This is a genomic window from Portibacter lacus, assembly GCF_021533215.1.
Lineage (GTDB): Bacteria > Bacteroidota > Bacteroidia > Chitinophagales > Saprospiraceae > Portibacter > Portibacter lacus.
Window position 1 is genome coordinate 76,994 of sequence record NZ_JAJNKA010000007.1, and the last position, 14,369, is coordinate 91,362.

The 14,369-nt window shown below is 37.1% G+C and carries 10 protein-coding genes; 5 read left to right on the forward strand and 5 right to left on the reverse strand.

Annotated features, from left to right (window positions below; translation table 11 throughout):
• Nucleotides 1-119: 119 nt before the first annotated feature.
• The gene (locus tag L2586_RS13260) at nucleotides 120-1,010 is read right to left on the reverse strand and encodes an ABC transporter ATP-binding protein (protein ID WP_235293393.1); all 891 of its coding nucleotides are present in this window, start codon (nucleotides 1,008-1,010) and stop codon (nucleotides 120-122) included.
• A 252-nt stretch (nucleotides 1,011-1,262) separates the two neighbouring features.
• A complete protein-coding gene (locus L2586_RS13265; protein WP_235293394.1) occupies nucleotides 1,263-1,973 on the reverse strand; it encodes an endonuclease/exonuclease/phosphatase family protein in 711 nt (236 codons plus the stop codon).
• Nucleotides 1,974-2,119: 146 nt separating this feature from the next.
• On the opposite strand from L2586_RS13265, the gene L2586_RS13270 reads away from it, so the two are divergent.
• Both L2586_RS13270 and L2586_RS13275 read left to right on the forward strand, forming a co-directional pair.
• Complete coding sequence (locus tag L2586_RS13270) at nucleotides 2,120-2,923, forward strand: alpha/beta fold hydrolase (RefSeq protein WP_235293395.1); 804 nt, start codon at nucleotides 2,120-2,122, stop codon at nucleotides 2,921-2,923.
• Nucleotides 2,924-3,123: 200 nt separating this feature from the next.
• Nucleotides 3,124-3,891, forward strand: coding sequence for a CDP-alcohol phosphatidyltransferase family protein (locus L2586_RS13275; protein ID WP_235293396.1), 768 nt, complete (start codon nucleotides 3,124-3,126; stop codon nucleotides 3,889-3,891).
• 17 nt (nucleotides 3,892-3,908) lie between these two features.
• On the opposite strand, the gene L2586_RS13280 is transcribed toward L2586_RS13275, so the two are convergent.
• Complete coding sequence (locus L2586_RS13280; RefSeq protein ID WP_235293397.1) at nucleotides 3,909-4,802, reverse strand: hypothetical protein; 894 nt, start codon at nucleotides 4,800-4,802, stop codon at nucleotides 3,909-3,911.
• A gap of 249 nt (nucleotides 4,803-5,051) precedes the next feature.
• Between L2586_RS13280 and L2586_RS13285 the strand changes: the two genes are divergently transcribed.
• A complete protein-coding gene (locus L2586_RS13285) occupies nucleotides 5,052-5,852 on the forward strand; it encodes a tetratricopeptide repeat protein (protein WP_235293398.1) in 801 nt (266 codons plus the stop codon).
• Nucleotides 5,849-9,034 (forward strand): metallophosphoesterase, encoded by a 3,186-nt coding sequence (locus L2586_RS13290; protein WP_235293399.1) that lies wholly within the window; start codon nucleotides 5,849-5,851, stop codon nucleotides 9,032-9,034. Before L2586_RS13285 ends, L2586_RS13290 begins: the two co-directional genes overlap by 4 nt.
• A 918-nt stretch (nucleotides 9,035-9,952) precedes the next feature.
• Here the strand turns inward: L2586_RS13290 and L2586_RS13295 are convergent.
• Nucleotides 9,953-10,768 (reverse strand): DUF6503 family protein, encoded by an 816-nt coding sequence (locus L2586_RS13295; protein WP_235293400.1) that lies wholly within the window; start codon nucleotides 10,766-10,768, stop codon nucleotides 9,953-9,955.
• A 182-nt stretch (nucleotides 10,769-10,950) separates the two neighbouring features.
• Complete coding sequence (locus L2586_RS13300) at nucleotides 10,951-12,954, reverse strand: cellulase family glycosylhydrolase (protein WP_235293401.1); 2,004 nt, start codon at nucleotides 12,952-12,954, stop codon at nucleotides 10,951-10,953.
• 348 nt (nucleotides 12,955-13,302) lie between these two features.
• On the opposite strand from L2586_RS13300, the gene L2586_RS13305 reads away from it, so the two are divergent.
• Entirely contained in the window at nucleotides 13,303-14,319 is a 1,017-nt protein-coding gene (locus L2586_RS13305) for an LLM class flavin-dependent oxidoreductase (RefSeq protein ID WP_235293402.1), read from the forward strand.
• The last annotated feature ends 50 nt before the right edge of the window (nucleotides 14,320-14,369 follow it).

A 14,369-nucleotide genomic window follows, 5' to 3' on the forward strand; every position in this document is an offset into this window, starting at 1 on the left:
GCAACGAGAATATTCGAAAAAACCAACTTCGCAGGAGGATTTTACGTTCGTATTTTGCTATGGTTAGAAATTTAGAGGCCATTATCGTTTTGTTTCAAGTCTTCAGGTGTAAACTGGACTTAAACTTTTATTTGTTTTAGTGTGTGTTCTACAAAATAGACGTAAGCGTGTTCCAAATTTGGCTGAACAGCCTCTGCCGCATATCCTATCACTTCATCAGCGACTACAGTAATCTTCCATCCGTCTTTCATCATTACCGTCGCTACCACTTCGTATTTTTGATTTACTTCTATGTATTCTTTTTCAGTTGCGTAGATTGACCAGACATGACCCTTCGCTTGCCGAATTAATTCCTCAGGCGGACCTGAAAATGCAATCTGACCTTTGTTTAAAAGAGCCATATGCTCACACATACTAGAAATATCAGCAACAATATGTGTAGACAAAATGATGCTCACATCTTGCGAACCTAGCCGAGCAAGAAGGTTTCGGAAACGTATTCGCTCTTCAGGATCGAGGCCAGTGGTCGGTTCATCTACAATGATGATTTTCGGATCATTTATCAATGCTTGTGCTATGCCTAGTCGACGCTTCATTCCGCCCGAAAGTTTGGAAGCTTTACGACTTCTGACATCGAAAAGTCCAACATCTTCTAATAACTGATCGACTGCTTGATTACGTTTTTTTCGGCTGCTCATCCCTGCTAGCTGTGCTGCATAATCTAGAAATTCATAAGTTTTGAGATTAGAGAAAAAACTAAAATCTTGGGGAAGATAGCCAAGCATGCTTCTTACATAAGCTCTATCTTTAGCAGCGTCTATTCCATTAACCATTATGCGACCACTAGATGGTTTCATTAAGCTCACTAAGATTCTGATTAAACTTGATTTCCCAGCTCCATTAGGGCCGAGTAATCCGAACATGCCTTCTTTAATTTCAATATTAACATCATTTAAGGCATGATTCCCGTTAGGGTACTTTTTGTGTAAGCCTTGAATAGAGATTTGCATTGATTTCAAATAGTTGGGTACAATCTCAATTTAGCAACTTAGAATGAGTTATAGCATAAAATGATGTTATTTTCGACTTTTCGATATGTATAATCGACTAACTAAGAGTTTCTAAGTGAGATATTTATTAGCCGAGAGCATAGGTGGATGGCCTGTTGTTAGTTCAATTTTAAGTAGCTTAAAAAGTTACATTAAACGATTTCTGAAAAATTAGTTTTATAGTAAATTGTTTCAGAAAATGTTTGCAAATGCTCAGTTTTCTAAATGATCTACGATCACTGGCATGTGGTCGCTTAGATGGATCCAATCTTCGTACTTCCCTACTCTAACGGTTGTTTTTTCTGTAATCTTGTCTTTCGAAGCGAAGCAATAATCCATATGATATGGCTTTTCCTTGTTTTTGAGAAGAAATAAGGTTGGTTCCAATTCGTCTCCATGTTCTTCTTTTCTCAGTTCGTGGTAGATACTTCTAATTCCAAATTCTTCTAGGAAATCAACTACCTGGCCATGATTGCCTATTTTACGTTCGTGATTCCAGATGGCATTGCTGTTCCAATCACCAACAAGCAAGGAAGAAGCATTGATTTCGGAATGATAATAATTTAAAGCGTTCCAAATTTGACCGACATAACTCTTAAGTTTTGTTTTGTGTGGCATTGCCCAAATAGCGAAAAGGTTAAAGGTAGATACTCCAGTAACTTCAAGCGGGATGATGTATTTGAAATCATCAGAATAATTAGGTAGCAGGTCAATGTGGTAGTTGTTAAATGATATAATACCTATTCCTTTGTTGAGGTTTTCACCGATCCAGATGAATTCATTATAATCTGGAATCAATTGATCAAGTTTGTATTTAGATTCGTGCTCACATTCTTGAATAACCAGAATATCAGGATTTAACTCAACGACAGCATTCCATTTTTTTCTAAATGCCATATTGCAATTCCATGATATAATTTTCATCGGCTATTTCAATGTTTTTAAGATCAGAAATGAAAGATAAGATGAAAAAATGAAGTGAACGAGTGAAGTTGTCTGCTTAGTTGATCAATAAACCTACAAAACCTTAGCTTAATTCTTATTTTTACAGGTATAACCAGACGGACAACATGAAATCAGTACTAAAGAGGAATAATGTAAGAATAGTAGGAAGAGGAAGCCAAGCGATAGTCTTTGTACATGGTTTCGGATGCAATCAAAACATGTGGAGGTTCGTCGCGCCTTCATTCCAAGATGATTACAAGGTTATTCTTTTAGATTTAGTCGGTTGTGGAGATTCGGATAGTAAGGCGTGGAGTGCTGAAAAGTATGAAACATTGAATGCCCACGCTCAGGATATTCTAGAAGTGTGTGATGAGTTAAACCTTAGAGAGCATGTGATTTATATCGGACATTCTGTAAGTTCTATAATAGGTGTTTTAACGAATAACCTCAGACCTAATTTATTCAGTAAGTTGATACTCGTCGTTCCATCTCCATGTTATGTCAATAAAGAAGGTTATAAAGGAGGATTCGATCAGGAGTATATGGATGACTTACTTCAGCAAATGGAGGATGACTATGAAGCTTGGTCGAATTCGTTAGCGCCGATTATTATGGGGAACCCAGATTCGCCATTACTAAGTGCAGAACTACAAGCAAGTTTTTGTTATACGAATTTTAGTATCGCGAAGCATTTTGCTAAAGTTACTTTTCTCTCGGACAATCGAGAAGATGTGAAGCAAGTGAAGACGCCAAGTCTAATTTTACAATGTGAAGAAGATATCATTGCACCAAAATATGTAGGTAAGTATATGCACAAGCAAATGGCTAATAGTACTTTGAAGCAATTAAAGGTGAAAGGACATTGTCCACATATGAGTGGACCTGATGAAACCATTGAAGCTATTCAAAATTTCTTAGCAAGACAGTAGTGATTATATAGCATGCGACACACCTGAAAAAAACCTCTGGCAGAATGGTAAGACATTTTTATTACTTTCGCATTTTGAAAAATAGGAATCATCAACCCAAGATAAGTATTGGATATACAGTTAAATAGTAATTTAAAGTTACTTCGAATTGAACAACAATAGGATTTGCAGGTTTAAAGAAACATAATTCATAAAAATGAATGTCTAAGTTACCTAAGCAATATCAATTTGTTGATTTATCAGATTATGGTAGATTCATAGCTCGTCGAATTGCTACTTCATTAAAGAATACGTCCGTTACTCCCATTCAAGTAACCTCTTGGTTTATTATCTCTGGTCTGATTGCAACCGTCTGTATTATTTACAAGCTTCATATAGCTGCGGCCTTTTTCTTGATTCTAAAGTCCATCCTGGATGCAGCTGATGGAGAATTGTCCAGGATTAAAAACATGCCTTCTTATACAGGAAGGTATTTTGATTCAATTGCAGATATTCTGCTGAATTTCTTATTCCTACTTGCATTTTGGTATGTTTCAGATGAATGGTTTGTCTACATGATATTAGCCTTCATTGGTATGCAACTCCAAGGCACGCTTTATAATTATTACTATGTTATTCTGCGAAACAGTGTGAATGGTGATACGACTAGTCGTGTAATCGAAGATTCACCTCCGAAAGCAATGGAAGGCGAAGAGCAAAGCACAGTAGATTACTTTTTTAAAGTTTTCAACTTTCTCTATGTTGGATTTGATAGAACGATCCATTTTATAGATAAGAAAGCTACAGAAAGCAAGCCATTTCCTAAGTGGTTTATGACAAGTGTTTCCATTTTTGGATTAGGCTTTCAATTGCTATTAATGAGTGTCATGCTGCTTCTTGATTTGGAGAGATTTGTCATTCCATTTTACATTTTCTACTCCATATTAATTTTTCTATTTGTAGGTATTCGGCGCTTAGTATTAAATTAGAAAACAATCCTATTTCGTTATGGATTTTCACCGATAAGTTCAATACTATCTATCGTTCCTACAAATGGAACATTACTAGAATTAAACGCATAAGTGATCGGACCAAGGTAAATCGTATCCCCGAATACAGGTGCAGTTCCTGGCATAAGTCCAGTTCCCCGATAAGGTATCCAATTATCAGGAGTATTGCCTACATCAAAATTTGGTACTTGGTAATACCAAAGGATCGTGTTATCACTTTGCCCTACTAAGCGTAAGTCTGCTCGACCATCTGGGACAACATTGGCACCAGCATCATTCACGCTAGAAGAACCATTCACGGTATTTTTTCCTTCAATGGTATTTTCTGTATTGCCACGATGACCTACCACGAAATGCGACGAGTTTCTACTTTCAAAATTTGGATAAACGTGAGCTTGAATTCCTGCAAATACATAAGAGCTTATATTATCTGGTGGAGCTGTTTGGCTATCATTCAGCGTACCTATTCCAATGTTACGTACGATATATTCAAATGGAAAAGTAACCACTTTTGCATCTAGTCTTCCTTGACTTCCATTGAAATGTAGCGTCACATTATTAGCATTGGAAAGCACTTCAGCCCTGTATCTACCATTATCTCTGGTCACTCCCGGTAATGCTGTCTCATTGTTGGTGGAATAATTTAATAGAGGTCCACTTCCTGAGAAATCATCAGTCACATTTGTGTCAACTACATAAGTGAAAGTCCGCCACTGATTCCCATCATATCCTTGGAAGTCCTGTCCATTCCATCTGATCGTTCCAGCTTGCGGAGTTGTTTCTTCGCTATCAGAGATAACAATGGCTCCATCTATAATCACTTTTTTAGCTTGGCTATAGGTTGTCTGACTAAGTAAAATACAGATACTTATTAGAATCAATTTAGACATATTAATATATTTTTTAATATCTAAGGTAGCAAATAATAGCCTTATTAGTTGTCGCTGATAATTATTATCTGAATTAAGTCTTTTGATAGTGGAATCTTATTATATAATAACTATTAACTTATTAAATATGATGTCTAATTTATATTTGATGATTAAGTAAGTTCGCGGTTTTCTTTTTAATTGTATATTTAAAATTGAAACTATAACTATATGAAAAACATATGCTTGCTAGTCTTATTACTTAGCTGGATGGCAAAGCCGTTATATGCTCATGGTGATCTACATAAAAGAATTGTAAAAGCTACAAAATCCATCAACGCTGATCCTGAGAACGAAGAACTTTATTTGCATAGAGGAAAACTATACTACCAGCATGAAGAGTTTAATAAAGGTATTGCAGATCTTCAGACCGCAATAGAGAAAGGTTATGAGGGAGAGCAAGTCCATCTTTTCTTATCCAAATGTTACTTTGCAATAGAAGATTATTCGAAAGCAGAGGAGGAAATCAAGCAATATTTTGTTATAAGTCCCGATCATGTCGTTGCGCATAATTTATATGGAAAAATCCTCTATGGTCAAAAACGATTCTCGTTAAGCGCCACGGAGTTTGAATATGTTATTAATCACGCTACAGAGCAATTACCCGAAAATTATATCAATGCCGCAACGAGCTGGATTGGCTTAAATACAGAAGAAGGACTGGATAAAGGAATTTCAATTCTACAAAAGGGAATTTCAGAGCAAGGGCATTTAATAAGTTTGCAACAACACTTGATCAAAGTTTTACTAGATGTGAAACGATATGACCAAGCTATTCTCATTCAAGAATCAATCATTGAATCTCAGAATCGTAAAGAAACCGCTTTCTACACGCTATATGAAATTGCTATTGCTAAAGGAGATCAGTGTCTTGCGCTTGATGCTCTGAATAATGCGGAGTCCGCTTGGCAGAAACTGCCTAAGAGAATAAAATCTAATTCAGCTATGATTCAGCTCCATAGTGATATCGAAACAAATTTACACCAACTAACTTTTACCGAAAACAAATGAAAAAACTTACTAGAATTCTAATGTTACTATTTGCGGGTCTATGGCAAATGTCAAGTGCTCAGACCATATTTGTAGACAACGAAAGTTCGTGGTCCTACTTCGATAGTCTAGCGGAACCTCCTAATCAGGACACGCTAGATTGGAATGACATCCTATATAACAGTGACTCATGGTCCACAGGAAATGCAGAACTAGGTTATGGAGATGGCGATGAAGCAACCGTCATTAATAATCAAACTGAAACCGCATACTTTAGAAAATCTTTCAATGTTGATGACCCGAGCTTATTTGAAGGAATTGATCTTTCCCTCCGGTATGATGATGGAGCGATTGTGTATCTGAATGGAAGTGAAGTCTGGCGAGTGAATATGCCATCCGGTGATGTGAATTACAACACTACTTCGGCTAGCGTAAGTAATGATAATACCTTTGTAACAACAAAAATTGGAAATGTTTTAACGGAAGGAAGTAATGTGATCGCGGTCGAAGTTCATCAAGCAAGTACTTCAAGTAGTGATCTTAGTTTTGATCTGCAAGTGGTTGGTAAATTTCCTGGAGTGGTTAGAGTGAACAGAGGGCCATATCTTCAGAAAGGAAGTAATAAAAGCATGACGATCCGATGGCGAACAGATGATCCTACAGAAACAATCGTAGAATATGGAACTTCGCTTTCAGACCTAGATAGAGTCTATAAGAATACGCTTCCGAAAAGGGAACATGAAGTAGAATTATTGGGTCTTGCACCAAATACAAAGTACTACTACAAAATTAAAAACAGCGCAGCGGATTTAGTCCCATCATCTGAAAACCTTTATTTTCAAACTCATCCTAATATTGGAACTAATCAACCGATAAGAATGTGGATACTTGGTGATCCAGGAACGGCGAATAATAACCAGCGCGCAGTAAGAGATGCTTATTATGACTATGTAGGTGACGAGCATACAGATGGAATCTTATTTTTGGGTGATAACGCCTATAATGATGGAACAGATAAAGAATACCAGAACGCCTTGTTTTCTAATATGTATGAGGATAAGTTGCAGAATTCGGTTGCTTGGTCTTGTCTAGGAAATCATGATGGTCATTCGGCTGACGCCAATTCTCAAACTGGTCCTTACTATGATATTTTTACTTTCCCGACGGAAGGAGAATCTGGAGGAATAGCTTCTGGTACAGAATCTTATTATTCTTTTGATTATGGTAATATTCACTTTATAGCGTTAGAATCCTATGAAACGAACAGAGCTGTAGGAGGCCCGATGTATAACTGGGCACTTAATGATATTCAAAATACGACGCAAGAATGGATTGTTGCTTTTTGGCACCATCCACCATATTCGAAAGGTTCTCATAATTCAGATACTGAATCTAATCTGAGGGACATGAGACAGAATTTCCTTCCGATGTTAGAGAGTAATGGTGTCGATTTAGTGCTTTCAGGCCACTCGCATTCCTATGAAAGATCCTATCTTCTGAATGGACATTATGGTAATTCGAATACTTTCGATCCAGAAGTTCATACGGTTGGTGAAACGGGGGATGGTGATGGGAAAGCTGATGGAAATGGCGCTTACGCTAAAACCGTTACTGGAGAAGAAGCTGGAGATGGTGCAGTTTATATTACTACTGGAAGTGCGGGGAAAATTACAGCTGCGCCGTTGGATCATGCTGCGATGTTCTATAGTGTTGCTAAATTGGGATCTTGTGTTATAGAGGTCAATGCTAATAAAATGGATGTCAAGTTTATTCGAGAAACTGGAGAGATTGAGGATTATTTTACCATTGACAAAGAAAAAGAAGATTGTGTAATAGGCGCTCCTTGTGATGACAATAATGAATGTACAGAGAATGATGTTATCGGTGAAGACTGCGGATGTTCAGGTACTTATTTGCCAGACCCGGATGGAGATGGTCTGTGTGAAGCTTTAGATTCTTGTCCAGATTTAAACAATAATTTATTCGGCAAATCATGTGATGATGGTAATGAATATACTCAGAATGATGTCTACTTAGAAGACTGTTCTTGTAAAGGACGAATTCCAGGTACTGAGCCTCAGACTATTTGTGTTAAAATTTCTTCAGAAGCTGACGATGCGGAAGAACATGCTACGAATGGAAATGTAAATCTGAATAGCTCGGATATCGATATGGTTAATGTTTCGAATCAAACCACTGGAAATCAGTTTATCGGTTTAAGATTTACCAATATATCAGTGCCTCAAGGAGCGGAGATCGAAAGTGCTTATATTCAATTCACTACTGATGAGAAAAAGGATGGACCTACTGAATTAGACATAGCAGGTGAAGCGGTGGATGATTCACCTATTTTTACCACGTCTTATTATAATATTTCTGAGCGAGTGAAGACTTCAGCATCTGTTACTTGGAATCCAGAACCATGGAATGTCGTAGGAGAAAGAGGCATAGACCAAAGAAGTCCCAATATAGCTTCCGTGATTCAAGAGATTGTAGACCGACCTGGTTTTGCTGCGGATAATGCTATTTCTACCATCATAACTGGAACAGGAAATCGATCAGCAGAGGCATATAATAGTTCCCCTGCTTTAGCAGCGGAGCTTTGCATCAGCTATATTCCTTGTGGTGATATTAATAACGATGGTGAATGTGATAATACATCTGCAGATTTCTTGGACTTTAGTTTTGATGAGCAATATGGTGAAACCATCATCGATTCAGTGAATGCAACAATAACACTTTCCGTGGTCAATGGGACAGACGTCACCAACCTTATTCCTTCGTTTTCGTTGGCTAGAGGTGCTATAGCTACAGTGGATGAAGTGCTACAAGAAAGCGGTGTTACGGCAAATGATTTCGCTGATCCACTTATCTATAAGGTAGTAGGTGAAGATAAAATTAGTATTCAGGAATGGACAGTTACGGTGGAGATTGCTTCCTCGAATATAGATTTAATGGATCAGGATCAATTTTCTATCTACCCTAATCCTGTAAATAATCAACTTTATATTGATGTCAAGAAAATCGGTTCTGAAGGTGGTACACTTGAATTGTATGATTTATTTGGTCGGAAACTAGATAAACATCTCATACAGATGGAAGGATTGATAAAAGTAGATGTTTCAGCTTATTTTCCTGGAATATACTTTGGTGTTATTCATTTAGATGGAAGGAATGTAGTATTTCGAATGATGAAGGAGTGATTTATGTAGTTTACTTAGCCATTCGTTTCATTCCACTGTTCAAACATTGATCTACATAAAAAATCTTCAGATAGCTTACGGACACTTTCCTTTCATATCCTGTTCTTGCTTAATATTCCTTTAATTCTATTTTGTCACTCATGTATTTCTTTACAAACCATTTTGAAATGAATGAGGAGTCATAGCTTACAAAGGTAAAGTTCCTGAAGAGCTAACTATCTAGACTCTTTAATAAAAAGTAAATTTCTAACAACCTTAATCTGCGGTATCCGCGTTATCTGCGGGAAACATTTGATGGACCAGTAAGCTTGGAGTGCAACGGAAAGACTGCTGAGCCATAGTTGGCTCTAAAGCTTATAACATTTTTGCATTTGATGTTACACATGTAAAGTTCCTGAAGAGCTAACTATCTATACTCTTTAATAAAAAGTAAATTTATAACAATCCTAATCTGCGGTATCCGCGTTATCTGCGGGAAACATTGCAATAGTCAATAAGAGTATAATTGAGGGTGTCGCTCCTTTGGAGCTAACTATCTATACTCTTTAATAAAAAGTAGATTTCTAACAACCTTAATCTGCGGTATCCGCGTTATCTGCGGGAAACCTTTGGTGGACCAGTAAGCTTGGAGTGCAACGGAAAGACTGCTGAGCCATAGTTCGGATGTATAGTTATAAGAATAGTTAAGCATGTAGATCTGTAATTTCATATCCACATCCAACAATTAGCTTCCAAGTCATAGCTTACAAAGGTAAAGTTGCTGAAAAGCTAACTATCTATACTCTTTAATAAAAAGTAAATTTATAACAATCCTAATCTGCGGATTCCGCGTTATCTGCGGGAAACTTTTGTACCCTAACCAAAACAATAATTTAGGTCATCATCGTGCATGCACTCGACCGTGACCTATTTCATTACTTAATTCTTAAAATCCTCAGGTGTGATGTCTGTATTGAATTTGATATCGGTCCAGTTTACCAATATCCATGGCTCTTCACTAACTTCAGCATCCCATGTAGATGCTTTGTACTTACGGATGGTAGGAAGCAAAATACCATCCACTTCTTCATACTTAAGCTTCATTAACAACGGAATTTCAACTTTGCCAAATTCAGCAACCGTAAATAGAAATTGATCCACTATCCCACTCTCTTTATTAATATAAAGCTGGTATATATCCTTAGGTTTATCATCCTTTGTATCAAATGTGACCTTAACAACATCATAATCATTTCCTTCCATTTTACGCTCACCTAGATATTCATAAATTAAACCTGGATCTAATAATTTCGCCATCATCGTGAACCAGTAATAATTCGTAGGTCTATTGAAAGAAACTCTTTTTAATGCAGCCTCATCGTCTACATTTTCGCCATTATGTCTTAGCCAGTATCCTGAGCCATCATAGCCTTGTTCGATACTTCCCTCCAAGTCTGCTAAAGTTCTTTCATGCTGGTCATATTTTCCATAAGATAATTCGTTCTCAAAGATGTACTTCTCAGTAGAGACATCCTTCTTGCCATCAGGTGTCTGATAAGTGTAGGTGTACACTACATTTTTCTTATCCTGAAATTGACTAAAATCTCCTACTTTCTGAACCATGTCATAGATCAATTGGTGACCTTGGTTTTGTATTTCAGGAGCAGTATCTACATCACTAGTAGCTGGTGTCTCTTGATTACAGGAGATCACGAAAAAACTTAGTGCAATTATGACTAAAAAATTTAATTTCATTTTTATATTTTAATTAATTGAAAATGCATTTAGAGGACATCAATAGAGATAGTCATACCTTTACGATATCTACTTTCTTAATTCCCTAAAGAATGTTGTTAAACTATAATTTTCTGAAAAGGTTGCTTTGAATGAGAGAATTGGTATTCCAAAGACAATTTCTAGTATTTTCCCACTGCAAATCAACGAATAAGTAACCGGTGAACCAAATTTACATCGTCATTTATCAGATGGAGGAAGTAAATACCACTTGGAATCTGACTGATATCAATGGCTTCAAAATTTCCATTTATTTCAAATACTCCAATTTTTTCACCTGTGACATTGAAAAGCAACAATTGACTATTTTTTTCAAATTCCGCAGCTAACTTCACATTTAAACTATTCTTCGCAGGATTCGGATAAATATGAAATCCAGCTTGTGTAGCTTCCAGATCAATGACATTTACCGATTGGAGATTAAAAGTCAGATGATCTAAATTAAAAGCATTAAAGTTATTGATCATTAGACGCATAGTTTGTTTTCCAGCCTCTAAGTCTATAACATCGTTTGCTGTAATTTCTTGGAAATTTACCCAACCTCCGGTTTTAGGTGTTGTAAAGTCCACCGTTGCATTATTCTTATCAAAAGTGATACTGAAATTACCATCTGCAATTTCGGATGCTGTCTCAGCATTCACCGTATAGGTTCCTGCTTCAGCAACATCAACAGTATATTCGATCCATTCTCCTTGCGCCACATATCCTAAAATATATCCACTCCCATAAGATCCTATATCCACACCTTCATCTAATCGAAAACCAGCAGAAATATTAGCTGCATCTGTATCGTGATAAGCTAATCCTTCCCCACCATTATCGTATTCTTCAACTTCTAGTACACCAGGAATGGCAATGGGCGTCTCATTAAATGAAGATTGCACCATATCACTAATCCATATTCTCGTCGGATATCCATGTAGAATTGTTCCATCAGCTCTCGTGGTGTACATCCGGTAGGTGTAGGTTGTTGCTCTATCCACTTCTTCATCTAAATAAGAAGTAGCATCAGCTGGAAGCTCAGCAATCTGATCAAATGAATTCGAATCTGCATTGAATCTTTCAACTATAAAAGCCCCATTATTGCTTGCTCGATTATTCCATTCAATTTTTATTGCTGGCTCATTAGTCGTTTCATCTTGTTGAAGAGTGGAAAAAATTTGATTCGGAGAATCCTCGTGGTAGTGTACTAAGATATCTTTTACCTCAGGCCAAGAATTATCCCTCCTATTTAAAACTCCAAAATCACCTCCATCATCCCAGACGGAAAACGCAATGCCATTAATGATGCATTGTTCTACATTGTGGGCATATATCCTCATCCTAGAATTGAAATCACAGGTATGAACGGCACCGAATTCACTGTGATGAATAGGAATCCCATTAGCGTCCGACCACTCCTTCACCGATTGGTATTTATTTGTGACTTGTTGGTAGTCAAATGTACTTCCCCAAGTTCCCATTCCTTCGCCCGAGAATTGCCATGGATCGTAGGCATGGTAGTAACCGACGATGTAGTCATCATCTGGAATTTTAGCTGTGAAAAGCTGCTCCGCATTAGCATACATATTGCCTCCATAAATCACAATTCGAGTTGGATTAGTCGCTCGAATAATTGCTAATATCCTTTCATTTAGATCATCTACTTGAGCAACGGTCATTCCATTTGGCTCATTGATGATTTCAAATAGAAGATGGTCTGATTTATCCTTAAATCGTTCAGCTATTTGTACCCATATAGCTTCGTAACGGTCTCTTAGTGTTGTATTATCGTAGTTGGTTTTCAGCCAGTCTTCATGGTGTCCATTCATAGTGATATAAAATCCACGATCTAACCCCCAGTCAATGACTTGTTCCACTCGATCCATCCAAGATTCATCAACCTCAAATGGGGCATTATTAGCTGTATGCTTATCCCATCTAACTGGAATTCTGATATTGGTAAATCCAGCTTCCAGGTAGGCATCAAAGTAAGATTCTTGAGCAGGTCCATTGTTCCAAGCACTTTCCGTAGGCGGTTCTAGCGTATTTCCCAAGTTGATTCCTCGGCCCATTCCAGCAACAGCTTCTTCAGGAGTTAATTGTGCCGATAATATAGGAATGAAAAGTATGGAAAGGATAGTAAATAAGAAGCTGAACTTAGTCATGTTATATTTTTTTACAGAAGGAATCACCTCCCTTTATAGATTAAGAGCACATGGTAAGGTGTTTTTACTACTCATCTAAGCGTATTTATGACAATTTAGGTCATATTTTTTTAGGTCAATTTTTTAATGGAAGGAAAGAATGTTATCATTCTTATGGCATCGAAAAGTCGCAGAAGTAAGGAATCCTAAATGACTAGTCTCTCAAAAATTGACATAAAATCAGATAAACTTATGTTGCCCAATGACTTAGTTCATCGTTTTCTGAATGAAGACTTAATCACTTGTAAAAAAGGCCTAATTTCTAAAACACATTGATGCTTCCATCTGTCTTATTCAATAAAAAAAATAATGCTAAATAAAGAAACTGCATATTCTATTTTAGATCTTGCCATTATATCGAATGGGAAAACTTTGATTGAAACCTTCGATGACTCATTGGCTCTTGCTCAGTTAGCAGATACAGAAGGATATGCTCGATATTGGTTAGCAGAGCATCATAATTCGGATGCAATAGGAAGTAGTGCGACGTCTATATTGATTGGGAAGATTGCAGAAGGAACGGAACGAATAAGAGTTGGGTCTGGTGGAATTATGTTACCGAACCATTCTCCATTAATTATTGCTGAACAATTTGGCACATTGGGGACGCTCTACCCGAAAAGGATAGATCTAGGATTAGGTAGAGCGCCAGGAACTGATCAAGCTACTGCCAAAGCAATTCGTTCTGATTTTTACCAAGCAGCGATGTCCTTTCCAGACGAAGTACAAAAGATACAAAACTATTTTTCCACGGAGAATGCAAGCGAAAAAGTTCGTGCCAATGTAGCAGAAGGTGTTTCTGTTCCAATTTATATACTAGGATCAAGTCAAGATAGTGCTCACTTGGCTGCTAAGAAAGGATTGCCTTATGCCTTTGCGAGTCACTTTGCAACGGCACATTTAATCAAGGCGTTTGAAATTTACCACAGAGAGTTTCAACCTTCGAAGGTATTAGATAAACCATATACACTTGCTGGGGTCAATATTATCGTAGCGGATACGGATGAAGATGCAGAACGCATTTCAACTTCACTTTATACCATGATCATTAATTTATTGACAGGAAAAAGAGACCGAATGCAGCCACCAGTTGAAATGAACGCGCAGCTAAGAGGAATAATACAACAATCTGCAGTCCAACAAATGCTGAAGTATACATTCATCGGTAGTAAGGAAACTGTAAAAGTTGGAATCAAATCCTTTATGGAGACGACTCAGGTAGATGAACTGATTGCAGTGACTAATATTTATGCTGCAGAAGATCGGATGAAATCGTATAAATTGTTTGCAGAAATTATGAAGGAGTTGAATGCAGAGGTTGCGTAATGGAATTTATGTGATTTTATAGGTGGATTTCAGGTAGTAGGATTCATTAT